The sequence below is a fragment of the Bacillus sp. D48C genome, from assembly GCF_053345735.1.
In genome coordinates this window covers 637,618-659,613 of record NZ_JBKFAQ010000002.1, presented here as the reverse complement: position 1 = coordinate 659,613, position 21,996 = coordinate 637,618, and the positions used below count along the sequence as shown (strand labels likewise).

General features: G+C 34.4%; 26 protein-coding genes and 1 riboswitch. Of the genes, 21 read left to right on the top strand and 5 right to left on the bottom strand.

Translation table 11 applies throughout. The features are described 5' to 3' along the window. Window positions 1–94 precede the first annotated feature (94 nt). Entirely contained in the window at window positions 95–817 is a 723-nt protein-coding gene (locus ACLBXA_RS08440) for a YwiC-like family protein (protein WP_000779996.1), read from the top strand. A gap of 30 nt (window positions 818–847) precedes the next feature. Here the strand turns inward: ACLBXA_RS08440 and ACLBXA_RS08435 are convergent, their stop codons facing one another. Next, window positions 848–1,039: a hypothetical protein gene (locus ACLBXA_RS08435; RefSeq protein ID WP_000554032.1), complete on the bottom strand. Its 192-nt coding sequence runs from the start codon at window positions 1,037–1,039 to the stop codon at window positions 848–850. Between the two features lie 131 nt (window positions 1,040–1,170). Next, window positions 1,171–1,269, top strand: a riboswitch (SAM riboswitch). A gap of 100 nt (window positions 1,270–1,369) precedes the next feature. Here ACLBXA_RS08435 and ACLBXA_RS08430 point away from each other — a divergent pair. From ACLBXA_RS08430 to ACLBXA_RS08415, 4 genes are all read left to right on the top strand, one after another. Then, window positions 1,370–1,627: a hypothetical protein gene (locus ACLBXA_RS08430; RefSeq protein ID WP_000171476.1), complete on the top strand. Its 258-nt coding sequence runs from the start codon at window positions 1,370–1,372 to the stop codon at window positions 1,625–1,627. A gap of 262 nt (window positions 1,628–1,889) precedes the next feature. Then, entirely contained in the window at window positions 1,890–2,279 is a 390-nt protein-coding gene (locus ACLBXA_RS08425) for an SWIM zinc finger family protein (protein WP_000271530.1), read from the top strand. A 23-nt stretch (window positions 2,280–2,302) separates the two neighbouring features. Beyond that, window positions 2,303–2,878: an NAD(P)H-dependent oxidoreductase gene (locus ACLBXA_RS08420; protein ID WP_001101572.1), complete on the top strand. Its 576-nt coding sequence runs from the start codon at window positions 2,303–2,305 to the stop codon at window positions 2,876–2,878. Further along, entirely contained in the window at window positions 2,875–3,228 is a 354-nt protein-coding gene (locus tag ACLBXA_RS08415; RefSeq protein ID WP_001006476.1) for a hypothetical protein, read from the top strand. Before ACLBXA_RS08420 ends, ACLBXA_RS08415 begins: the two co-directional genes overlap by 4 nt. A 40-nt stretch (window positions 3,229–3,268) precedes the next feature. Here the strand turns inward: ACLBXA_RS08415 and ACLBXA_RS08410 are convergent, their stop codons facing one another. Continuing rightward, window positions 3,269–4,615, bottom strand: a complete 1,347-nt coding sequence (locus ACLBXA_RS08410; RefSeq protein WP_000490007.1) for a short-chain fatty acid transporter — start codon at window positions 4,613–4,615, stop codon at window positions 3,269–3,271. A 348-nt stretch (window positions 4,616–4,963) separates the two neighbouring features. Between ACLBXA_RS08410 and ACLBXA_RS08405 the strand changes: the two genes are divergently transcribed. Beyond that, window positions 4,964–5,446 (top strand): hypothetical protein, encoded by a 483-nt coding sequence (locus ACLBXA_RS08405; protein WP_000597306.1) that lies wholly within the window; start codon window positions 4,964–4,966, stop codon window positions 5,444–5,446. 173 nt (window positions 5,447–5,619) lie between these two features. Here the strand turns inward: ACLBXA_RS08405 and ACLBXA_RS08400 are convergent, their stop codons facing one another. From ACLBXA_RS08400 to ACLBXA_RS08390, 3 genes are all read right to left on the bottom strand, one after another. Continuing rightward, on the bottom strand, window positions 5,620–6,879 hold the full coding sequence (locus ACLBXA_RS08400; RefSeq protein WP_000768730.1) for a serine hydrolase domain-containing protein: 1,260 nt from the start codon (window positions 6,877–6,879) through the stop codon (window positions 5,620–5,622). Between the two features lie 100 nt (window positions 6,880–6,979). Then, window positions 6,980–8,179 carry an MFS transporter gene (locus tag ACLBXA_RS08395; protein WP_001190320.1) on the bottom strand — a complete coding sequence of 400 codons (1,200 nt, stop codon included), beginning with the start codon at window positions 8,177–8,179 and terminating at the stop codon, window positions 6,980–6,982. Between the two features lie 15 nt (window positions 8,180–8,194). Further along, complete coding sequence (locus tag ACLBXA_RS08390) at window positions 8,195–8,611, bottom strand: MarR family winged helix-turn-helix transcriptional regulator (RefSeq protein ID WP_000343679.1); 417 nt, start codon at window positions 8,609–8,611, stop codon at window positions 8,195–8,197. A gap of 189 nt (window positions 8,612–8,800) precedes the next feature. On the opposite strand from ACLBXA_RS08390, the gene phaZ reads away from it, so the two are divergent. The 15 genes from phaZ to ACLBXA_RS08315 all read left to right on the top strand — a co-directional run bounded on the left by phaZ (window position 8,801) and on the right by ACLBXA_RS08315 (window position 21,890). Continuing rightward, on the top strand, window positions 8,801–9,703 hold the full coding sequence (phaZ, locus tag ACLBXA_RS08385) for an intracellular short-chain-length polyhydroxyalkanoate depolymerase (protein WP_000594887.1): 903 nt from the start codon (window positions 8,801–8,803) through the stop codon (window positions 9,701–9,703). Between the two features lie 61 nt (window positions 9,704–9,764). Then, a complete protein-coding gene (locus ACLBXA_RS08380; protein ID WP_000549501.1) occupies window positions 9,765–9,992 on the top strand; it encodes a hypothetical protein in 228 nt (75 codons plus the stop codon). Between the two features lie 117 nt (window positions 9,993–10,109). Then, the gene (locus tag ACLBXA_RS08375; RefSeq protein WP_000062804.1) at window positions 10,110–11,306 is read left to right on the top strand and encodes an MFS transporter; all 1,197 of its coding nucleotides are present in this window, start codon (window positions 10,110–10,112) and stop codon (window positions 11,304–11,306) included. Continuing rightward, window positions 11,290–11,490 (top strand): NETI motif-containing protein, encoded by a 201-nt coding sequence (locus ACLBXA_RS08370; RefSeq protein WP_000166303.1) that lies wholly within the window; start codon window positions 11,290–11,292, stop codon window positions 11,488–11,490. The genes ACLBXA_RS08375 and ACLBXA_RS08370 overlap by 17 nt, the downstream gene beginning before the upstream one ends. 608 nt (window positions 11,491–12,098) lie before the next feature. Beyond that, a complete protein-coding gene (locus tag ACLBXA_RS08365; protein WP_000887594.1) occupies window positions 12,099–13,334 on the top strand; it encodes a CapA family protein in 1,236 nt (411 codons plus the stop codon). A 48-nt stretch (window positions 13,335–13,382) separates the two neighbouring features. Beyond that, the gene (locus ACLBXA_RS08360; protein WP_000241993.1) at window positions 13,383–14,114 is read left to right on the top strand and encodes a M15 family metallopeptidase; all 732 of its coding nucleotides are present in this window, start codon (window positions 13,383–13,385) and stop codon (window positions 14,112–14,114) included. A gap of 645 nt (window positions 14,115–14,759) precedes the next feature. Then, a complete protein-coding gene (locus ACLBXA_RS08355; protein WP_000883468.1) occupies window positions 14,760–15,182 on the top strand; it encodes a hypothetical protein in 423 nt (140 codons plus the stop codon). A gap of 26 nt (window positions 15,183–15,208) precedes the next feature. Continuing rightward, a complete protein-coding gene (locus ACLBXA_RS08350; RefSeq protein ID WP_000014535.1) occupies window positions 15,209–15,514 on the top strand; it encodes a WXG100 family type VII secretion target in 306 nt (101 codons plus the stop codon). Between the two features lie 22 nt (window positions 15,515–15,536). Next, window positions 15,537–16,256, top strand: a complete 720-nt coding sequence (locus tag ACLBXA_RS08345; protein WP_000514121.1) for a DUF5081 family protein — start codon at window positions 15,537–15,539, stop codon at window positions 16,254–16,256. Next, window positions 16,256–16,582, top strand: coding sequence for a hypothetical protein (locus ACLBXA_RS08340; protein WP_001198201.1), 327 nt, complete (start codon window positions 16,256–16,258; stop codon window positions 16,580–16,582). Before ACLBXA_RS08345 ends, ACLBXA_RS08340 begins: the two co-directional genes overlap by 1 nt. A gap of 33 nt (window positions 16,583–16,615) precedes the next feature. Further along, the gene (locus ACLBXA_RS08335; protein ID WP_000382751.1) at window positions 16,616–18,241 is read left to right on the top strand and encodes a GH-E family nuclease; all 1,626 of its coding nucleotides are present in this window, start codon (window positions 16,616–16,618) and stop codon (window positions 18,239–18,241) included. After that, complete coding sequence (locus ACLBXA_RS08330) at window positions 18,238–18,807, top strand: suppressor of fused domain protein (protein ID WP_000611567.1); 570 nt, start codon at window positions 18,238–18,240, stop codon at window positions 18,805–18,807. Before ACLBXA_RS08335 ends, ACLBXA_RS08330 begins: the two co-directional genes overlap by 4 nt. A gap of 431 nt (window positions 18,808–19,238) precedes the next feature. Further along, window positions 19,239–20,027 (top strand): AHH domain-containing protein, encoded by a 789-nt coding sequence (locus ACLBXA_RS08325; RefSeq protein WP_447617167.1) that lies wholly within the window; start codon window positions 19,239–19,241, stop codon window positions 20,025–20,027. Then, complete coding sequence (locus ACLBXA_RS08320; RefSeq protein ID WP_000873545.1) at window positions 20,024–20,518, top strand: hypothetical protein; 495 nt, start codon at window positions 20,024–20,026, stop codon at window positions 20,516–20,518. The genes ACLBXA_RS08325 and ACLBXA_RS08320 overlap by 4 nt, the downstream gene beginning before the upstream one ends. Window positions 20,519–21,104: 586 nt before the next feature. After that, complete coding sequence (locus ACLBXA_RS08315; RefSeq protein ID WP_000516939.1) at window positions 21,105–21,890, top strand: recombinase family protein; 786 nt, start codon at window positions 21,105–21,107, stop codon at window positions 21,888–21,890. The last annotated feature ends 106 nt before the right edge of the window (window positions 21,891–21,996 follow it).

Here is a 21,996-nt window from a genome sequence, read left to right as displayed (position 1 = left end):
GTCAAAAAATTGATTTAATATGCATCCGTTATTATATAAAATTATTTGTATAATGGTAGGTGAGAACTTTTTTCAAAAGTGAGGTGTATAGTTAATGAAGTTAGTTATTCCGAAGCAACATGGTGCATGGGCCATGCTTGTTATTCCTTTTTTATTAAGTGTCGTACTTGGGAAACCTACTATTTATCATATTCCATTGTTTTTAGCGTGGTTTTTTATCTATTTAGCCACGTATCCATTTCTTACGTACATAAAGCAAAGACGAAAAAAAGAGTTTTTACAAGCTACCATTGTTTATTTCAGCATTGCGTTCCTATTTGGGATGATTTCTTTATTATATGAGTGGCGAATTCTTTTATTCTTAATAGTAATGATTCCATTATTTATAGTGAATATGTATTACGCCCGTCAAAAAAATGAAAGAGCACTATTAAATGATATTTGTGCAATCATTGTGTTTTGTATCGGTGGGTTAATTAGTTATTACTTTTCAATGAAGCAAATCGATCATACAGCTTTATTCATTGCACTTATTTCATTTTTATACTTTTTAGGTAGTACGTTCTATGTGAAAACGATGATTCGTGAAAAAAATAACCCGAAGTATCGTCTTATATCTTGGGGATATCATATCTTATTAACGATAATTGTATTTGCGATTAATCCGTGGTGTTCTCTTATTTTTATACCAAGTGTCATTCGAGCAATTGTGTTGTATGGCAAAAAAATTTCTATTATAAAAGTAGGAATTTTAGAAATTGCTAATTCTGTATATTTTTTAATCATAACGGCAATAATTATGAAGTATGCCATTTGAAAAAACTTCCCATCAATAGATGGGAAGTTTTTAATCTTTTTCTAAAATGTGAACGGTGTACTCGCAACGTTGAATAGCTTGTTCAACAGCATAAAGTGATTGTTCAATACGAGCGCGATTAAAATCTTTTTCAACTGTTTCGAGCGCTTCTTCTAAACAATTTTTAGCTTCTTGTAATGATTGAAAAGAATCTTGTACATATCCGCGAGCATTTTGATGCATTTCATAATCCTCCTTGCATGTTCGTATATGGGTAGTATGAACAGTAAGGAAGAAAATATAATTTGTTATATTTATTATATTTGTTTGACAATTAAAGTGGAATTACGTATAGTAAGAATTAAGTGAATATTTTCTTATCCAGAGAGGTGGAGGGACTGGCCCGATGAAACCCAGCAACCGCGATGCAGGTGCTAATTCCAGCAGAACATATTTGTTCTGGGAGATAAGACGAAGATATATACGTAACTTCTTCTTATCGGAGAGGTTTTTTTATTGCAAAAAAACCGATTACGAAAATTTATATTAAGAAGAAAGGGGTTGCGCATTACTGTGACACTCGAAAAATACGTAAAACTGCGTAGTACAGTTTATGAATATATGATAGAGCAAGATAAGCCGATATCATTGTTAGATATTCAAGAACATATCGTTTCGCATCATGAAGGAAAATTCACGAAAAAGATGTTGCATCAATTTTATTTATCAAGATTATTAGACGAACTAAAACTGGATGGGAAAATTACATTAGCTGATGAATATCTCTATGCTGAAAAAGGTGTATTGTATAAGGCGAGAAAAGGGAGCTAAGCTCTCTTTTTTTCTTAAAATAACGGAGTATGTAGAGTAAAAGACTGCTAAAGCAGCCTGATACAGGGAATGGTGTTGAGTGTGTAGTGTCAAAAATTGAATGTGCCTGAAAGAGGCAATTCATATCGGCTGCAAATGAAAAGAGACACCTTCGCCGAATAGGTGTCAGTCGTTTTGTCACGTAGACTTGCTACTTAACAGTAATTAGAATAACATGCAGGATTTTTGAAGTCAAAAGGGAATTAAAGGAAGGGGTACAATTATGTACGCTTACTTATTAAAAGATATAACGAAATGGATCCCAAAGTACATTGTAGATAAGGGATATGAATATTATGAAGATGGGCATGTAGAAGATGTTGAAATACAAGATAAAAAAGTGTTTGCTTTCGTTACTGGAAATGCAGGGAATTATGAAGTAGTTATCGATCTCGAAGATTTTTCAGAAAGTAACTGTGAGTGTCCCTATGAAAATTATTGTAAACATATGGTGGCAGTTGTTTATGATATTCAAGGTGCTGGTGAGAGTGCAGTTAAAGAGAAACTGAAAGATTTAAAAAAAGAAGAGTTACTTATATTATTAAATCGATTGTTGCAAAGTTCGAAAAACGTACAAATTGTAGAGAAGTTATTAAAGAAGGAGAAACTTTAACGTATAGAGGGAGTTGTTTTGTAGTGAACGTACTAATTATATATGCTCATCCTAACCCTTCAAGTTTTAACGCGGCGATTTTCAATCATGTGCAAAAAGGACTACAGGAAACAAATCATTCAGTTACCGTACTTGATTTATACAAAGAACAATTTGATCCAGTCCTCGTATTTAATGAAGAGAAGAAAAGACGCGATTTAGTAAATGAAGAGGAAACAGCTCGGTATAGAACGTTAGTAGAAGAAGCAGATACACTTCTATTCATCTATCCAATATGGTGGTGGGGGATGCCAGCAATTTTAAAAGGATTTATCGATCGTATTTTCGTAGCTGGATTTGCTTATAAATATGAAGGGGCTCTGCCGAAAGGATTATTGCAAGGGAAAAAAGCATGGGTTATTAATACGTTAGACTCGCCTCTATGGTACGTCGCATTGTTATATCGATCAGCAGATTGGATTATGATGAAGAGAGGTATTTTACGTTTTTGTGGCATTCGCGATATAAAACGGTCAGTGTTTCAATCTGTGAAAACGAGTAAAGTATCAAAGCGTGAGAAATGGTTATTACAAATAGAAGAAAAGGCTCGTGCATTATGAATGAAGTCGATCGTATTATAAACTGTGTTCAGTATGATGGCGAACTTTTTCGGAAGTATGTTACGTGTTTACTTCAATTGAAAAAATGCAGCGAAACATTTCAGCAAATTCAAATAGAGTTAAGAAATGATTATTTAATAAGAGGAATTTGTGAAAGAGAAGTTGATCAGGTAGTACGGGGAAGTAAAGAATATGAAATGCATTTTCTTCCTAAAGTATTACAGTGGAATTTTTTGAGGGAAAATCCACATCTAATTGAAAAAGTGTGCGAAGATTTTTTTGCATTTGAGTCATTACATCTTACGGAGTTAGAGTGGGAGAAGATTATAAATTTCATGGGAAATAATTGATTTATTATGTAAAAAAGCTAGTATAAAACTAGCTTTTCGTTTAAATAAATAAGAAGCATAGACTAATGATAAAACCCGCATATAGTAAGTTCACAACACAAAATCCCATAATGTCACGAGCACCTAAACCAGCTATCGCTAATGCTGGTAATGCCCAGAAAGGTTGAATTAAATTCGTCCAAGCATCGCCCCATGCAATTGCCATTGCTGTTTTTGCAGCAGGTACACCAAGTTCAGCGCCAGCTGGAATCATAATTGGTGCTTGCACAGCCCATTGACCGCCGCCAGATGGAACGAAAATGTTAACAATGCCAGCACTTAAAAATGTAAAGAGCGGAAAAGTCGTTTCATTTGAAATGCTAATAAAGAAATTAGAAATAGCTCCTCCAAGTGAAAGTCCTTCACTATTTGCTCCAATCATCATGCCCATAATTCCTGCGTAAAACGGAAATTGAAGTAAAATGCCAGAAGCACTTTTCGTAGAGTCTGAAAAAGCACGAATATACTGAATCGGAGTACGGTGGAAAATAAGACCTGCAATTAATAACATAAAAATCACGATATCGAGAGTAAGGTTAAAACCTTTCGTATAAAAGTAATTGAAAATATAAATGAGACCTAACAATCCAACGCAAAGTGTAATAATAATGCTATTTTCCATCTTTTCAGCGAACGTATTTTTTTCTACTTCTTGAGCAGCAGCTTCTTCATGGAACACGCTAGGATCTACTGTAATCGTATGTTTTTCATCTGGATGCATCGCTTTATTAATGAGAGGCATCGTAATGAGAAAAATAATAACTGGAACGAGAGCGTATGGTGAGAATAACGTTTCTGTTATTGGAATCGCCTCTTTAATACTTCCAGCAGTCGTTTTAATTAACGTTTCACCGCCTGTTGCTAACGTAAGAGGAATAGAGGCAGAAAGACCGGCATGCCAAATGAGAAATCCAGAGTAAGAAGAGGCGATTGCTAGTCTATAATCTAATCCGTCCAGCTGCCTTGCCACTTCTTTTGCGTATAAAACAGATACAACAATTCCAAAGCCCCAGTTTATGTATGCACCGAGTAAACTTACAATTGAAATGGCAATAATGCCTTGTCCAATTGTTTTTGGTAGTCTGGCAGCTTTCGTTAATCCTTTTTTAATAAGAGGAGCATTTGCTAAAGCAGATCCAGTCACGAGTACAAGTGCCATTTGCATAGAAAAGGCGAGGAGTCCCCAAATTCCATTACCCCAGTGATTAATCATTTCTACAGGTGTTTGGTGAGTCGCAAACATACCAAAGAAGATAACGAAAACAGTTAGTAAACATGATAAAATAAACGGTTCTGGCAAGAAGCGTTGCACTAAGGCGACGCAACCATTTGTAAAGGAACGAAACAAAATAGATCAACCTCCTTATGTATATGTATTACAATTATTCGAGGTTGTTTAGGAGATAACCTTCAATGTAAAGAAAATTCAGATATTTATAGAGCGGTAATTTATTGATAGATTGATATAGAGCCTCGTATCAAATTCTGCTTTTAATATACTAGAAGAAAAACGGTTGGAAATGGGGTAGCACTTATAGGGATAGTATAGAGAAAGGTTACTAGCTGGCTTCAAAGCAACTGTTGCAAAGGGAGAGGAGATTCAATACAATAGTGTTGCATTACATGAGAAATATGTTTTAGCACAAATCTAGCTAAAAATGTTTATACAAATACATTTAAAATTGATGGGGGAATTATGATCAAAAGTTTTTATCTTTTAAAGCCTAAAATGTTTACGGCAGATATATATTATAAAGTTTTTATTACAGGTGACTGTATATATTTTATAAAGATTGGCGGACAGTTTCATAGCCGACATGCTTATAAAAAACAATTACCTGGTATTTCAGAGCTATTGTTTTTGTTTTGGTTCAAAAAAATTGAGAAAAAACAATTAAACTTAGAAACTGAAATAGATGCAAAAATACATACTGGCGATGTACATGAACTCTTGCAATTAAAGAATAACTTTTCAATTGAAATAAATATAATTGAAGAGGTACTATTAAATAAACGAGGAACGTTTCATACAGGTTTTAATGATAATGGAACAATTTCCTTTATGTTAAAAAATGATCAAAAAATAAAGTTCATCATACCGGAAGAAACTTTATTTTCATCTATAGAAGAAATTTTCGACCAATATGAACAGACAATCTTTGTAAGGGAAGTGTTTTAATACATTCTCCAAAAGATGTGGGTGTATTAGTTAAACGCTCAATTAAAATTGTAACCTGCTTATAAAATTTTCGATAGGTGTATTTTAGGTAATTGTTTTTTCAATCTTTTCTAATAACGAAAAGATAATTGGTATAGTAGTGTAAATAATGTACTGTAATGAAAAAGCTTCCACTACTGTGGAAGCTTTTCTAAATGATGTGCAATATCAATATACATATTTGAATAAACCGAATGTATTTCATTACTTGGCGTTGCGTTAGAAGAGAAATGAACGATTACCATATTTGCTTTCGGATCGATGTAAAGTGTTTGTCCGTAACTACCTAACACTTCGAAAGCACCTTGTTCATTGTGGGGAATCCACCATTGATTATGATAAGAAATAGAAGCGCCAATACTAATTTCAAGTTCACCTTCTTGTACATTTTTTACACTTTCTGTAATAGAAGAAGGGAGAATTTGTTTTCCGTTATATTCCCCGTTGTTTAATAGTAATTGCCCGAATCTCGCCATATCTCTAGCAGTTGCATTTAAGCCAGCGCTTGCTTGTTCTATTTTCATTTCATCTGTAACGTAATACGCGTTTTCTTCCATACCAATTTGAGACCAAATTCGTTCGCTTACATTTTCAGCTAGTGATTTACCAGTAATAGTTCTAATAATCCAAGCAAGCGTTTCTGTTGATCCGTTATTGTAAGAAAAGGAAGAACCAGGCGGTGCAGTTTCTTCGGCTTCCCGTAACATATCATAAATTTTCATCGGACCGTCGTAATTTTTGCCGCGGGGTAAAATATTGCTAGCTAAATATAATTGTGCATCTTGATTTTCTAGCCCAGGTTGCTCATATCCATGAGTAGGATATTCAGCTGAAACTTGCATGTCCATTAATTGCTGAAGTGTGGCATTACCGAACGGTGTGTTTTTTAATTCTTTTATGTAAGTGTCAGCTGTTTTTTCTAAGTCAATACGTTTTTCTTCAGCGAGAGATTGTATAATTGCCCCGGTAAAGACTTTTGCTAATGATGCCATACCATGAGGTTCATTCTGTTTATACTCATTGAAATATCGTTCATAAACAAGTTGTCCATTATGTACAACGACAAAAGCATCTGTTTTGTTATCGTCTAAAAGTTTTTTTAGAGGAGTTGTATTTCCGAATCTACGCTCCACAGCAAAATCATCTAAGTTTTGCAATGCGGAAGGGAAGTGAGCAATTTGGTCAGGGTTGTTTTTTACGTTATTAACTAAAGTGAATTCTTTCATATGTGTATACGACCAACGTAAGTAAGGGTCATTTAACCAGTTTTCTTTTGTCACATTATGTTTTGATGGGGTCGTTTTATTATGTTTGAAGTAAGTAAACCCAAGCCCTGTAATTACAAATATGAATGTTAGTATAAGTAAGAGTAGGGGAGATTTTTTTAGTTTCATATATGGCCCTCCTTTTTATTTCTACTATAAGTATACGCTCGTCTTGAAAGAAATACAAAATAAGGAAAGTAAACGGGGAAGTTTACTTTCCTTATTAACGTTAAGCGGAAATTTTTCCGTCTGTAGGTTGTTTCTTGAATTTTTGTTTTCGTCCGTGTAATCCGTAATATAAAAGTAAAGTGAACGCAACGATAATAGCTGCGATAAAATACATATTATGATAACTGGATTTCGCTGCGACAATACCTAAAATGAAAGAACCAAAACCAATACCACTATCAAAGAATGAAAAATACGTAGCTGTCGCAGAACCACGTCTATGGTTTGGGGCGGCAGAAATTGCAATCGTTTGGAAACTCGGAATTAATGTTCCGTAACCTAAACCGATTAGCATACCTGCGCCAAGGAACCAAAATGAAGTTTGTGCTTGGCTTAATATGAACATTCCGATTGTGAAAATAATGATTGCAGGGTAAACGAGTACATTTTCACCGAAGCGATCAAAAATCTTTCCTGTAAATGGACGAGAAATGACAACAACAAGTGCGTATACAATAAAGAAGTAACTTGCAATTTCACTTAAACCGAGTTCTTTCGCATAAATAGGAATAAAGGATAAAATACCACTATAAGAAAAGGCTAAAACAAATCCTGTAAGTGCAATCGGAATAGAAGATGGTTCGATTAAGTCTTTCCATTTCATTTTTTCACGTTTTTGTTTGCTAACAGGTGCTTCGTGAGGAATATCGACAAGTAGCCCTAATAAAAATGCAAGTAATGAAAATACGGAACAAACGATAAATAATACAGTAAACGAAAAATGAGAAATAATTGTTAAACCTAAAAAAGGACCAATTACCATTGGCAGACTCATAAATACGCCGAAATATGCAAGTGCTTCGCCTCGTCGATGAGCTGGCGCAACATCAGTTACAATCGTACCAGTAGCTGTCGTTGCCATCCCGAACCCAATACCGTGTAAGAAGCGAAGGGCAAGTAATAAGAATAAACTTTGCGCACCGAAATACATAACAGTAGCGGCTAAAAATAATGAAAGTGAAATAAATAATATTTTCTTTCTTCCTAAATCATCGAGCCATTTTCCTGTGAATGGTCTACATAAAACAGAAGAAATAAGAAACACAGTTGCAACTAAACCAATTTCCTCAGGTTTTCCTTTTAGGCCGTCTATTACATAGACAGGCAGAGTAGTCATAAGCATGTAAAATGTTAAGAAGAGAAATAGACTACTAAAACAAGTTCCGAGGAAATCCTTCGTCCAAAGTTTCTCACTTTGCATCGTCATCCCTCCAATTTAATCTAAATTTTTAATAATTTGTTGTAACATTTGAAATGCTTGATGTAAATCATCTTCGTTAATACCTTCTAGCGTTTTTTCTTCGAAAGTGTCAACTTCTTCTTGCCATACTGGAATCATCTTTATCGCTGTTTCGGATAAAGAAATAAGCTTCTCGCGGCGATCTTTACCTTCTGTACGAATAATCCATCCCATCGTTTCCATACGTGTTAACGTACGAGTCATCGTTGGTGATTCAACATTTAAATACTGGCATAATTCTGTTTGCGTACAAGAACCAGTTTGATTAATGCGGAAAATAACAGCCCATTGCGCACTAAATAACCCTGTTGGAGATACACGTTCATTAAATTTCTTCGTAAACTTTCGAGAAGTCTGGCTGACGATGTGAAAAAAATGTTGTTTTTCGTCCATGTATTTTGATCCTTTCAAATTAGTTACCTAGCTAACTATATACTTTTTTATAATAATTGTCTAGTAATAGACATGTTGATTTATGTAAAAAATTCTTATAGGTTTTATGTTGCGAACGTATATTCTACGTGCTATTCTTTAATTAAGTAAAGAATTTTCTTTCTATTAAATAGAATGGGGGAACTTGTGATGATTAAGCCTGCAACAATGGAGTTTGTTTCACTATCGAACGGAGAAACGATTGCATATCAGGAAGTTGGAAGGCGAAATACAGATATTCTTGTACTCATTCACGGGAACATGACATCGTCACAACATTGGGATTTAGTCATTGAAAAGTTGCAAGATCAATACCATATTTACGCTCTTGATTTAAGAGGGTTTGGACAATCAACGTATAATCGATCGATAGATTCATTACAAGACTTTGCAGAGGATGTAAAATTATTTATCGACGAGTTAAAGCTAGAGAAATTCTCATTAATGGGCTGGTCAATGGGCGGTGGCGTTGCGATGCAATTTACAGCGAATCACCCAAATTTTGTAGAAAAGTTAATTTTAGTAGAATCAGTAGGAATGAAAGGATACCCAATCTTTAAAAAAGATACGAATGGGCAGCCGATTGTATCAAGTTTAGTAAAGACGAAAGAAGAAATTGCGCAAGATCCAGTACAAATCGCTCCAGTATTAGATGCGATAAAAAATATGAACAAACTATATTACCGTACAGTATGGAATCTATTAATATATACACATAATCAACCTGAACCGGACCGTTATGAAAAGTATTTAGATGATATGTTAACGCAACGTAATTTCGTAGATGTGAATTATGCGCTCATTACATTTAATATTTCAGATGAACATAACGGGGTTGTAGAGGGAAGTAAGCAAATTCATCGTATTAAAGCGCCAACACTCGTCATACAAGGTGATAGAGATTATGTCGTACCGCAAGTAGTCGGTGAGGAATTAGCGAAACATTTGCCAAATGCAGAGTTGAAGGTATTAGAAGATTGCGGACACTCACCGTTTATTGATTGTTTAGATGTATTTATAAAACATGTAGAGAATTGGTTAGAACAGAAATAATCCCCGAAATGAGAAGTGTTGCATATACTATAACATTTGTATGTATAAGGGGAGATTATCAATGCATAAACCATCCTTAATCGCTTATTCGCCATATAATCATCATATCTATACAAAAATAATGATAGATCCGATGTATATGCAAGTTTCACCAGCTGTAGTTCCTTTACAAATGCAGCAGCCACTAACAGTTCATATGCAACATTACTTATATGGACCATCATTTTATGAAAATCCATATTTTAAACACTTTCATTACAATGTGAAAGCGCAAGTTTGGGAAGGATAAGATAACAAGCTAAAAGGTTCATTCTTTTAGCTTGTTTTTTATTGCGAATATTCGTACACGCATTTGAAGAAACAGTTTATAATGAAAAGTGGAAGCGTGAGAAGGAGAGGGAAAGGGATGTCAATGCGTTTTACTTTTTGGATTATGGTTGGGATTGTAGCAATCTCGGGTTTGTCACAAGGAATGCTCTTACCTGCCATTGCAATGATTTTTGAACAAGAAGGGGTTAGTTCAAGTATTAATGGTATTCATGCGACGGCATTGTACATTGGGATATTAGTCATTTCGCCGTTTCTTGAAAAACCGATGCAAAGGTTTGGAATGAAGCCGATTATTGTTATAGGTGGGTTTCTCGTTATTATTTCATTATTCTTTTTTACACAAACATTTTCGTTTTGGGTATGGTTTATCCTTAGATTTCTAGTTGGAGTCGGAGATCATATGCTTCATGTCGGAACACAAACATGGATCACGACAACATCGGACCCAAGTAAAATAGGGAGACAAGTATCGATATACGGTGTATTCTTCGGAATTGGTTTTGCCGTTGGTCCGTATTTAGCAAGCACTGTGCAGTACGGTCTTGCGACACCATTTATTATATCTACTGTACTTTGTTTAATAGGTTGGCTTTTACTACTTCCAACAAAAAATGCATTCCCAGCGCAAGATGAAAGAGAAGTGAAGAGTGAATCATCATTTTCTCGTTATAAACAAGTTGTTGGATTAGGATGGATTGCACTGCTAGGTCCACTTGCATATGGCGTACTTGAAGCAATGTTAAACAGTAACTTACCAGTATACGCACTTCGTAAAGGGTGGTCTGTTTCAGATGTATCCTTCTTATTACCAGCATTTGCAGTTGGGGGTATTATTACACAAATTCCGCTCGGTATATTAAGTGACAAATACGGAAGGGACCGTATATTAACGTGGACGTTTAGCATAAGTACGGGAATTTTTCTACTTGCCGCCGTATTTGATCAATATTACTGGATTGTCTTTGCCTGCATGCTTTTAGCGGGTATGGTTATTGGATCGTGTTTCTCTTTAGGGCTTGGATTTATGACTGATTTATTACCGAGACATTTACTACCGGCAGGTAATATATTATCCGGAATCGCTTTTAGTTTAGGAAGTATTATGGGGCCTGTATTAGGCGGCGTATTTATAGAAAAAATACAGTATACAAGCTTTTTTATTGCGGTTATGATTATAATGGGAATTCTAGCAATGTTATATATGGTCTACATGAAGAATCAATTCGCATCAAGAAAAATAGAAAGTAGGTTAGGGCATGACAAAACAACCTAATAAAAAGAAATTTGAAGTACTAGAAAATGAAACAATTACAGACTGCTTAGCACGTATGGAACAAGAAGGCTACGCTCCGTCTCGTCGTATGGAAGAGCCGATCTTTCATGAAGTAAAGAAAGACGGCAAAACAGTAGTTGAGCCGTGCGGTAGGAAGATTGTTTTTGAAGGGAAATTGAAGTAATCCAATAACAAATTCTCTTTATCGTATAGAGCCATCCAATAGCTGGATGGCTTGTTTTTTTATTAATCAATGAAGGAAGGAATTAATTAAAATGAATCTTCCTTTCATTTCTCCTAATTGGCTTCTTTATATGGGTCAAAAGATTGCTACTTTTTTTGTATATTGGTAAAATAAGTTCTTGGGTCTTACTTATCGTTATCGGTATAATGTTTGTCGCTTAACGTAAAGAAATTAGTTACAATGATTCCATAATATTTAAAGGGGGTACAGCAACGATCCCCTCTTTTTGGAGCCACTCACAAACGTAAAGCAAGAGAAGAGGCTATATGAACTATTCTTCTATCTTGTTTAGATTAAACGAGTTACTGCAATTGGAACAGGTAGGTATATGAAACTAGTCGACATCCTGATGGATCATGTTTTTCTAGCAATCTATCAATTCTGATGGAATTGATAGATTGCTAGAGAATGGAAAATGATTATCTGTATATTCCGAAGTAAATGTAACAGAGTGTCCTTCCATAATTAAGGGTAAAACCAAAATACGTTGTTTTAAAGAATGATTTGTTAGAACTGGTTATAAGTAATAAAACAGAAAAGAGGATCACATGTTAGATACTTTACAGAGAAGTAAAAAGTTTTTTTTATTATGTCTTATTTTTTTAGTGCTTTTAACTGCTTGTGGTAATACAGATGTTAAGACATCTAAAGCTTCATTACCACCGGCTGAATCTAATATAGATACATCATTAAAAGCACCAAATTGGGTAGAGAAGAGTCCTATCCAACAGTCTCCTAATTTTACGGAAGATAAAAAAGTAAAATCGGTTGTGAATTTAATAGCAACGGGTGATAATTTATATCATGACGCAGTAATTAAAGATGGCAAACAAAAAGACGGTTCATATGATTATAACTATATTTATGAAAATATCAAAAAAGCTGTTAAATCAAGTGATCTTGCTATCGTGAACCAGGAGACTCCAATTGCAGGAAATAATCTAAAAGTACAGGGATATCCGACTTTCAATACACCTGAAGAAGTAGGACAATCTTTAGTGGACACTGGATTCAATATAGTGACTCAAGCGACAAATCATGCTATGGATATGGGTATTAAAGGTGTTGCGAATACAAGAGAATACTGGAAGAAATATCCGGATGTTATCCCAGTAGGCATGAATGAGAGTCAAAACGAGCGTAATGAAATAAAAACGATTACAAAAAATGGTATTCGCTTTGCGTTACTAAATTATACATATGGTACGAATGGAATTAAAATTCCGGCTGATAAGTCTTGGGCTTTAAATTTAATTGATAAAAAAGCGATACAAAATGATGTGGAAAAGGCAAAGAGTAGCTCTGATATGGTGATTGTTATGGTGCATTGGGGAGTAGAATATACCTCAACACCTTCAAAGCAACAAAAAGAAGTTGCTCAATATTTAACAGATTTAGGTGTAGATGTAGTAATTGGAAATCATCCACATGTAATTCAACCAATTGAGTGGAAACAAAATAAAGAGGGACATGAAACGCTAATCTATTATTCTCTTGGAAATCTTATTTCTGCGCAAGAAAAATTAGAAACATTGGTTGGAGGATTATCTTATGTACAATTTGTTAAGTATGAAGATAAAACTTTTGGTATACGACAAGCGGCAATCGTACCGACAGTAACCGACTACGCTGATGGTAAGAAACAATTTAAAATTCAATTTTTAAAAGATTATTCGGATGAAGATTCTAAAAAACATGGAATTAAAAAATTTGTCGGCCCCGTTTCTTTGAAGGATTTTAAGGAGATTCCTAGAGACGTGTTGGGAAATTGGTATAAAGACTAATAAACAAAAAGGGAATGAGATACAATTAAAAAATTTATAATTTTAGCATTGGTATTGGCAATGGGATGGAGTCTTGCTGCTTGTAGTGGAAAGCAAACATCTCAGGAAACTACTAATAATAACGATAAAAATAAAAAAGAGATACATGCGAATAAAAAAGATGTTTTACCTATCTCTGATCCTAATGATTGGAGAATTATTCTTGTAAATAGAGAGCATATGTTATCAAAGGAACTAGGAATTGAATTAACAAGTATTACCCAAAATGCTAAGCCGAATATGAAAATAGATAGTAGAATTGCAACTTCCTATCAGGATATGGTAGCAGCTGCAAAAAAAGAGGGAATCAATCTTTATTTAAGATCAGGTTATCGAGCTATAAAATTACAACAAACCTATTATGATGCTTCAGTTAAAAGCTATAAATCTCAAGGCTTGTCGGATAAAGAGGCTAGTGCTAAGGCGTTGGAATATCTTCAGTATCCTGGTGCAAGTGAACATCATACTGGATTAGCGTTAGACATTATTTCAGTTGAATGGCAGAATACTGTAGAAGATTTAAATGCAAAATTTGAAACTACCGATGCATTCAAATGGTTAGATAAGAATGCTGCAGAGTATGGATTTACTCTCCGCTATCCAAAAGATAAAGAGAATATTACTGGCATTAAGTATGAGCCATGGCACTATCGTTATGTAGGAAAAGAAGTTGCTGTTTATCTAAAAGAAAAAGGGTTAACTTTAGAAGAATATAACGAAAAAATTAAGTCTGGTAAGTAAAAATATGCTTTAATTTTATTAAACATTATGCACTGCTACAGGAAAAGGTGAATCTGAGGATGTGTTAACCTTCCGCCTAGTATTGTAAAAACTGAGTATGATAATTTGAGCACGTATGAACCAGTTATCGTGTAAAAAGATGTATGTATTAAGAAATTAAAGTTGAGGATCTGATATTCATATCAGATCCTTTTTCTATCGTTCTTTAAAGAGCGACTGAGCCAAAATATTGGAATGAATATAGAAACAAAACAGCCCAAGGAATAGTATAACGAATCAGGGAGCCTACTCGTACGCTTCATTGGGATTATCCAGAAATAGTTGTTTATGAAATAAGAAAGAACTGGTCTTACTCTCAAGCAAGGATTTAATATGAATGAATTGGATAAAAGGTAGTAATAAAAAACACTGCGCCTGGCAGTGTTTTTTATTATTTCTGCACATAAATACATAGTCATATTGATTAAAGTTTCACTTTATTGAAGAAAAATGCGAAAGCCATTCATAAAATATGGAAATGTTAAAATCCCTTTGATAAAATAGCAATATGTAAAAAAAATTATTTGTTAATTCTTAATGTAATGAATATTCATGTTTAAATATACGAATTTAACTACATAGTTATTGTGCTAAAGGGGGAGAAAGATGTTAGATGAATTGTACAATGCTTTTTTAAATGCGTCTGGTTTTACAGAAAGTGCGAGGAAACGAGATCGGTATGATGATTTACACGATTATTTAAAAGATAAAGAAAGAGAGTTAAAGCAATTCATTCAAGAGGCTGAATCAGCAAAGAGAGAGTATGAGAGTAAAAGTAATGGTTTAGAAGCTAATAAAATTCCGGCAGTTGAATTTGAACAAAAACGTCATGAAAAGGATGAAGAATTACATACATTAGTATCCTATTTTAAAAGTGCATTAAGCGATATTGGATCTGCAAAAAGTACAGCTTATGCAAAGTATTTGGAATATAAAGCGAAAGCAGAATCGGAGAAAGCGTCAGCATACGCTGCAGCGACCAAGGCTTTTGAAGAAAAGAAAAAGGAAATTGAAAAACTTATCCATTAAGTATACAAAGAATGGAGGGAACGAACATGAGTGGTAAAGAGGTTGAAATTATAGGAAGTAACACTGCAAGTGCCATTTCTTACGCACAAAACATTGAAAATGGTATGAAGGATTCTTTAAACCAAGCGAAAGACTTAAAAGCATATGTCACAGGTGCGAAATGGAATGGAAAAACGAGAGATGCATTTTTAAGTTATCTTGATTTGATCATTCAATATAATTCAGAAATGGTAGAGGCATTTGAAGGACATACGAAAGCTTTGAAAGAGTTAGATAAAAGCATTCAAACGTACGGAGATAAATCGGAAGTAAGGGCGATAAAACAATTGTGATGGAGAAACGAGGGATAAAAGAATGGGGAAAGAAATGAGTTTTGCACCTGCTGAATTATATGTTCTCGCAGGTGCAGCTGGGGTTACCGATATATTTGGATTGCCAAACCGTGACGCAATTATTTTACTTGATGCAGAATGTGTCACGAAAGCAACTACGAGTTTAAAAGAAAAAGGCCTACTTACAAGTGAAAATGGAATTACCCCTGCAGCTTTTCAAATAATTGAACTATTAAAGGAATATGAAAATTGTCATGAATACACGAGAATGAATAATGTATTAATTGGCTTTTTAAAAGAGGATAAAGACCGAGTGGCTGTATTAACGGAAATAGAGCCAAATAAAAAATACGAGATCGACTACATACCAAAGCCAGACGTATATTTTTCATTATTAACACGCATCCCTTTCTTATTGAGAGAACCGAGGGAAATAGAAGATACATTTTTCTCAAAGAGAATGACAGAGGCAGAACAACAAACATTTGAGGAAAAAGATTTATCAAATAAAGACGTTATAGCGATAGAAACGTATACGAGGCCTCGAAGTAATAGAGGAGGAAAATGGGAATGTTTCTTATATTTTACTGAAGGAGAAGATTTCGTTCAAATAGATGTAGATCGTAATCGATATGACTGGGTGAGCCTCTATGCGGTTAATAAGAAATTGTATGACGTGTTAAAAATGCCATATAAAAAGTTAATTGACCCGAGACAATTCTCGTTAGGAGGTATTCAATAATGCAAGTATCAATGGGAGATAGTGGTTCTGGTGGTGGAGAAGAAGTATTAGTTAATTTTCAAGAACTACTAGATATAGTAATGAAGTTAGAAAATATATATAAAATCCATGTAGACGTCATTGGAACGAATATTGAGAGTTTATTAAGCTGTGATTTTTATCAAAAAGGTGAAGCGATGAGAGTAATTGAAAAATATCCTGATATATTACACAAAACACTAGAATTGGCTGAACACTATTCTAGGTCAGCGACAGTTGTAGGGAATGTATGTGTAGAAATGCTTGAAAAGGACGAACAATTACGTGAAATATTAAGTAAGTTGTAGAAATCACCATACGGCTGGGGGGATGAAAACGAGATGGATGTGAAATATAGACCTGAACCATGGCAAAACATGGGAGATGGTATGAATCGAATTACAAAAGATGCACTCATGAAATTACGGGAAGCAAATGAATCATTAAAAAGAATTGATGGAAGAATACGAGATTTAGACTCGGATGGTAGTATACATTTTAATCCTAAAGATCAATCGCAAAAAATCGGGGAATTACTTGATAGTTATACGACATTACAAAAATATTGCGGAGAAGCAGGGCGATTAGTCTCTGAACATATAGATAAACCTTTTTTAGTAGAAATGGATAAATTCGCTCAAAAAGTGAGAGATACATCTATTCTCAGTTTTGAAACAAATAACCGAATTGGCTCCACAACAACGACAGTATTACCAGGTGCGCATGCGGGCTACGGAAGTGTACCACAAACAATACAGAAGAAGAAAGATAAAATAACAGTAGAAGATATTTTTAGAGATTCTCCTGCATTTGATAACGTACTTAGGGCAGAATACAAAGAACTAAAAAAACAAAATCCAGATGCAAAATTAAATTATGAAGAATACAAGAAAGTAGTCCCATCCACACGAGGATTTGAATACAAATCGATAGAAGATGAACAGAAAAAACTAGAAATGGTGCGAGACATAGGAATAGGCGTAGGAATCATCATCACAACAATCCTTTGTCCACCACTCGGGGCCGCTGCCGCAGTAGTATACGGAGGTGTACAAATAAAAAGCGGTATCGACGGAGAAGACTGGGGAACACACCGGAAATTGAGCCAAGAAGAGCGGGTAGGAAACATCATTTTTGGTGGATTAGACGCAATCCCAGTTGTTGGAGCAGTAGGAAAAGGAGTAAAAGCATTCAAAGGGACGAGTGAATTAGCTGATTTAGCCAAATTATTAAAATTCAAAGAAGGAATGCCTGGTTTTAATCCAAATTTGGGTAAAAATGTGGTACAATCATTGCGTGATAATAAAGCTATTATGCTTGACCGTTTGAAACTAGCGAGCCTTAAAATGGAGAAATCCGGAAATGAAAAGATGTATCAATTTGGCGAAAAAATAGCCAAAAGCATAGATGATAGGACAGCCAAATCGGCAAGTTTTGAAGTTGATGGAAATGGCTTACTAATATCTAAGCAAGGTGGTACAGATTTCCAAAGCTGGGTGAATAAGCATCATACAGAAAGTAATAAGATTATAGATGATAAGATTAAGGGTGTAGAGGCTTCTCTTGCTAGTAAGGGTACGGGTGAAGGTAGTACAAAAGTTAAAAAAACTGATAGTTTGTATAAGAGAAGTAGTTTTAGAAAAGGTACTCGTGTTAAAGCAGAAAGTGAAGCACCAAAAAATGCAACAGGAAAAATGATTTGTCCTACGTGCGGAAAAGATATTCCAGATAGTATTACCATTAATACTAAAAATGGACCAGTAAAAAGAATTGGATATGACTTAGATCATTATCCAGATACTTGGGCAGAAAGAGTTGTAAGTATGAAAACAGGTGAAGTAAAACCAACACGAAAAGAAGTATTGGATGAATATAATGCTCGACTAAGGGTTCAATGTCATGAATGTAATATAAGTCATAAATTTGAAGGAATAGAAGGAACATATAAAGGGGAGATAAAAGAATGATAAATTACGGAGAGCTTTATTATGACCATTATAGTAAATATTTAGGTGATCCAATAGACCGAGAGGTTTTTAAAAATAATGAAGAGCTTCCGAGTATGCAAATTTTAAAATATGAAAATGTATTTGAAGAATGTTTAGTTTTTAATACACTTGGACTCAGTAAATATGAAGAAATAGTAGGGGATAATGTTGAAATTTCAATGGTAGTTGATGGGGCATTTAATAGTACAGGGTATATCCTTGCAAGTGCTTTATTTTATTGTATAGGTAATGGAATAGAAATAGGACGAGGAACAGCAATTAGTGGTATTGAAAGTATTGATAAATCATTTGTTCAAAAATATAATAAAAGTGCAGTTTACTTTACTGAACCATTCGCTTTTCCAGAAGAATATGGTGATGTACGTACTGGAAGTGAAGATCAAGATGGTAAAATTTTGTTAGCATTCTTTATTTCCCAGTCGGAATATGAATGTTTTGTAAAATACGGAACAGAAAAATTTGAAGATTTGTTAGAGGAAAATAACGTAGATCCTTTTAATGTTAGCAGGAAATCTATAATTTGAGGGTTAATTAGTATTGAAAGGTATAGACAATTAGGGTTAGAAATTAAAGAATTCACATAAGACAAGTAAACGAAAAAGAATTTATTTTTGAAGTGGAAAGAATAAGAATAAGCTGTTAAAAAGTAAATACTCCATGATGGTTGTACCATCATGGAGTATTGTGTGCAATGATAGAATAGAAAACGAAGTACGAGCTTAGGCGATATGACATTTTACATGGTGGTGAATATAAAAACATGAGATGGACATAAAACTAACGAACTCGTACAAACTCGTAAGTTTTAACGTAGTAGTTGCCACGATATATAAAAGGTGTCAAACTGTACTACAAAACTTACAAAATTAGCGATACTTAAAAATATATTAACTTAAAGTACTTGATTGTCGATTACAGGCAACAAGTGCTTTTTTTGTTTTAGTGTAGAAATAATGTGGTACAATCGCCTAGGGAAAATAAGACTTTAAAGAATGCACTAGATGCTATGAAAAATACTCCTATTCCAGTAGCAGTTAGGACGGTGGATACTGGAATAGGAATGAAGCTTCCTTATATAGAATCTTCAACTGTTGGAGAAGTAGCTGGAAAGTTTTCAAAGGCAAGTACGGCAGCTAAGGATGATGCTTATCAACTTGCTAAGGGTAGTGGTGGTTCAGGAGTTAGTAAGGAAGGTAGTGTGGCTAAGGGTACGGGTGAAGCTACTAGACTTATTCCAGGTACCCCTGGAAAGGTTACAGGAGGTAGTTCTACAAAATTAGGGCAAAATTTATTGGAATCCATGGGGCTTCCACGTTCTGCATCACGGAAAGGATATCAGGCGCAACATATAATACCTAAAAATTTAAGAAATCATCCGGTATTAAAGAAAATTGGAATGGATATGGATCATGCTGATAACGGGATATTTTTACCGATACCAGCAAAAGATCCAAGTGCTTTGTCTAGGCATAGAGGATTTCATAGTGTATATAATAATGTGGTTAAAGATCAGTTAGATAAATTAAATATCAATCAAAGTATTAAGGAGTTGGAACAACAAGTATTTGAATTGCAACAAAAATTAAAAAAAGGTACAGAAAGTGGCTTGCCATTATACAAATCAAAGGTATTAGAAATTGGTATTGAGAAGTTTTACAAAACAAAATTAAATGAAGAAATAAAGATTTGGCAAAGAGGTGGCGGTGCTACTGAAGAACTTTGGGAAAGGTGGATAAATAAATGAAGTACGGAAAAAACACTCAATTAGTCGAAGAGGTTATTAATTTTATTACAAATTTACAACTTTTTCATAATGAAAACCTTCTAAATCGTGATGTTGTTATGGTTAATGAGTATGAAAGAGCACAAGAATTGGCATGGTCTCAAGATTTGGATGAGGTTGAAAACGTTTGGGAAGATATTAAATCCTCAGAAGGTGGGGAAATAATAGGACAATTATATGAGCATGATTTAAACTCTATGGAGCGTCCTATAAGGGAGATTATTCAATCATCTGAGAACTATCCAGGTGATTTTGTATTACAATATATTGATATTTTTGAAGAAATAATTGGAGATTTACATATGTGTGCACTAAATCGTTTAGTAAATGGAAAAGTTGATAATTTTTATGAAAGAATCTTTGAGGTTTATAAGCTTGGGGGATGGCCTTGTGGATGGGAAGGTGAATATCCACAAGGGAGAATAATTGTATATTCACCAGATAAAAAATAAAGTATATTTGTAGTGGAAAGAAAAACAATAAGTGGTTTAAAAGTAGAGACCCATGATGGTTGTACCATCATGGAGTATTACGTACAATGATAGAACAGAAAACGAGGTGCGAGCTTAGGTGAGATGACATTTTACCGAAAGATGAATATAAACGCATGGAAGAGACATAAAATTAACGAACTCGTACAAGCTCGTTAGTTTTAAATTAATATTTGTCACGATATATATAAGGTGTCATACTATTATTATAAAACTTATAAATTAAAGCTACTTAAAAACAGATGAACTTAAAGCGCTTGATTGTCAATTATGGCAACAAGTGCTTTTTTGCATTTTAGAGTAGAAATAAGTTGGTAAACGTATAATTTTATAAATGTATTAAGTGTTAAATTTTATAAACTGTAGTGGCTTTGTACAGTGTACGACACTACTAGAGAAAAAACTATTGTAAAAATAAAGGGTTGTATTATGTTTTGAAGTCATCGTAAAGTACGTTTTAACGGATTTACGTTACGAACACGTTATCCGCAAAAAAACGGATAAACGTTACAGGGACTCAAATTACTGTAACGGGAGGGGATTTATGATGGGAAAGAAAGTAGTTGGTTACATACGAGTTTCAACGGAAGGACAAGTACGTGATGGGTATAGTTTAGCGTATCAAATAGAAGAGATTGAACGTTACTGTAACGAAAATAATTTAGAACTACTTCGTGTGTATGAAGATAGAGGATTAAGCGGAGCGACTGTTGATGAAGAGGGATTAACAGTTGAACGTGATGGACTACAAGAGCTATTGTCCGATATGGCGTATAAACAAGTAAGCTATGTTGTTGTGTTGAATACATCACGATTGTGGCGCTCTGATATGGCGAAAGTATTGATACAACGAGAACTAAAGAAACATGAAGTAGATGTGAAGGCAATTGAACAATCAAGCTATAGTATTTACACACATGATCCAAATGACTTTTTGGTGAATGGCATGTTAGAACTATTAGACCAATATCAAAGACTTGAAATTGCATTGAAGTTAAGTAGAGGTAGAAAGAAGAAGGCTGAACGAGGTGGATATGCAGGTGGTGGCGTACTTTTTGGCTACAAGGCCAAAAAAGGACAAAAGGTGTTAGAAGTAGATGCTGGGAAAGCAGTAGTTGTACGTAGACTATTTGAGTTAAGACACATTTTTAAACATTGGTCACTTACCCAATTGGCAGAACAATTGAATGTAGAAGGCTACTGCACAGCGAAAGGTAAACAATTTACGAAAGTACAAGTGAAACGCATGTTAGATAGAGAGAATTTTTATCGTGGCATGTATAAATACGGGAAAATACAAACAAAAGGACAACATGCAGCAATTATTTTATAAACTCACTTAAAAAATTAGCTCATTTTACTATACATACTACTAAAGAGATGAAAAATGGATAGGCTTGCGTACCTATGCGCATCGAAAGATGAACGCTCGAACTAAG

Excerpts from the sequence above, each read along its gene's own strand:
- ACLBXA_RS08440 (WP_000779996.1), top strand. The coding sequence starts at position 95 with ATGAAGTTAGTTATTCCGAAGCAACATGGTGCATGGGCCATGCTTGTT.
- ACLBXA_RS08435 (WP_000554032.1), bottom strand. The coding sequence starts at position 1,039 with ATGCATCAAAATGCTCGCGGATATGTACAAGATTCTTTTCAATCATTA.
- ACLBXA_RS08425 (WP_000271530.1), top strand. The coding sequence starts at position 1,890 with ATGTACGCTTACTTATTAAAAGATATAACGAAATGGATCCCAAAGTAC.
- ACLBXA_RS08415 (WP_001006476.1), top strand. The coding sequence starts at position 2,875 with ATGAATGAAGTCGATCGTATTATAAACTGTGTTCAGTATGATGGCGAA.
- ACLBXA_RS08405 (WP_000597306.1), top strand. The coding sequence starts at position 4,964 with ATGATCAAAAGTTTTTATCTTTTAAAGCCTAAAATGTTTACGGCAGAT.
- ACLBXA_RS08400 (WP_000768730.1), bottom strand. The coding sequence starts at position 6,879 with ATGAAACTAAAAAAATCTCCCCTACTCTTACTTATACTAACATTCATA.
- ACLBXA_RS08395 (WP_001190320.1), bottom strand. The coding sequence starts at position 8,179 with ATGCAAAGTGAGAAACTTTGGACGAAGGATTTCCTCGGAACTTGTTTT.
- ACLBXA_RS08390 (WP_000343679.1), bottom strand. The coding sequence starts at position 8,611 with ATGGACGAAAAACAACATTTTTTTCACATCGTCAGCCAGACTTCTCGA.
- phaZ (WP_000594887.1), top strand. The coding sequence starts at position 8,801 with ATGATTAAGCCTGCAACAATGGAGTTTGTTTCACTATCGAACGGAGAA.
- ACLBXA_RS08380 (WP_000549501.1), top strand. The coding sequence starts at position 9,765 with ATGCATAAACCATCCTTAATCGCTTATTCGCCATATAATCATCATATC.
- ACLBXA_RS08375 (WP_000062804.1), top strand. The coding sequence starts at position 10,110 with ATGTCAATGCGTTTTACTTTTTGGATTATGGTTGGGATTGTAGCAATC.
- ACLBXA_RS08370 (WP_000166303.1), top strand. The coding sequence starts at position 11,290 with ATGACAAAACAACCTAATAAAAAGAAATTTGAAGTACTAGAAAATGAA.
- ACLBXA_RS08365 (WP_000887594.1), top strand. The coding sequence starts at position 12,099 with ATGTTAGATACTTTACAGAGAAGTAAAAAGTTTTTTTTATTATGTCTT.
- ACLBXA_RS08355 (WP_000883468.1), top strand. The coding sequence starts at position 14,760 with ATGTTAGATGAATTGTACAATGCTTTTTTAAATGCGTCTGGTTTTACA.
- ACLBXA_RS08350 (WP_000014535.1), top strand. The coding sequence starts at position 15,209 with ATGAGTGGTAAAGAGGTTGAAATTATAGGAAGTAACACTGCAAGTGCC.
- ACLBXA_RS08345 (WP_000514121.1), top strand. The coding sequence starts at position 15,537 with ATGGGGAAAGAAATGAGTTTTGCACCTGCTGAATTATATGTTCTCGCA.
- ACLBXA_RS08340 (WP_001198201.1), top strand. The coding sequence starts at position 16,256 with ATGCAAGTATCAATGGGAGATAGTGGTTCTGGTGGTGGAGAAGAAGTA.
- ACLBXA_RS08335 (WP_000382751.1), top strand. The coding sequence starts at position 16,616 with ATGGATGTGAAATATAGACCTGAACCATGGCAAAACATGGGAGATGGT.
- ACLBXA_RS08330 (WP_000611567.1), top strand. The coding sequence starts at position 18,238 with ATGATAAATTACGGAGAGCTTTATTATGACCATTATAGTAAATATTTA.
- ACLBXA_RS08320 (WP_000873545.1), top strand. The coding sequence starts at position 20,024 with ATGAAGTACGGAAAAAACACTCAATTAGTCGAAGAGGTTATTAATTTT.
- ACLBXA_RS08315 (WP_000516939.1), top strand. The coding sequence starts at position 21,105 with ATGGGAAAGAAAGTAGTTGGTTACATACGAGTTTCAACGGAAGGACAA.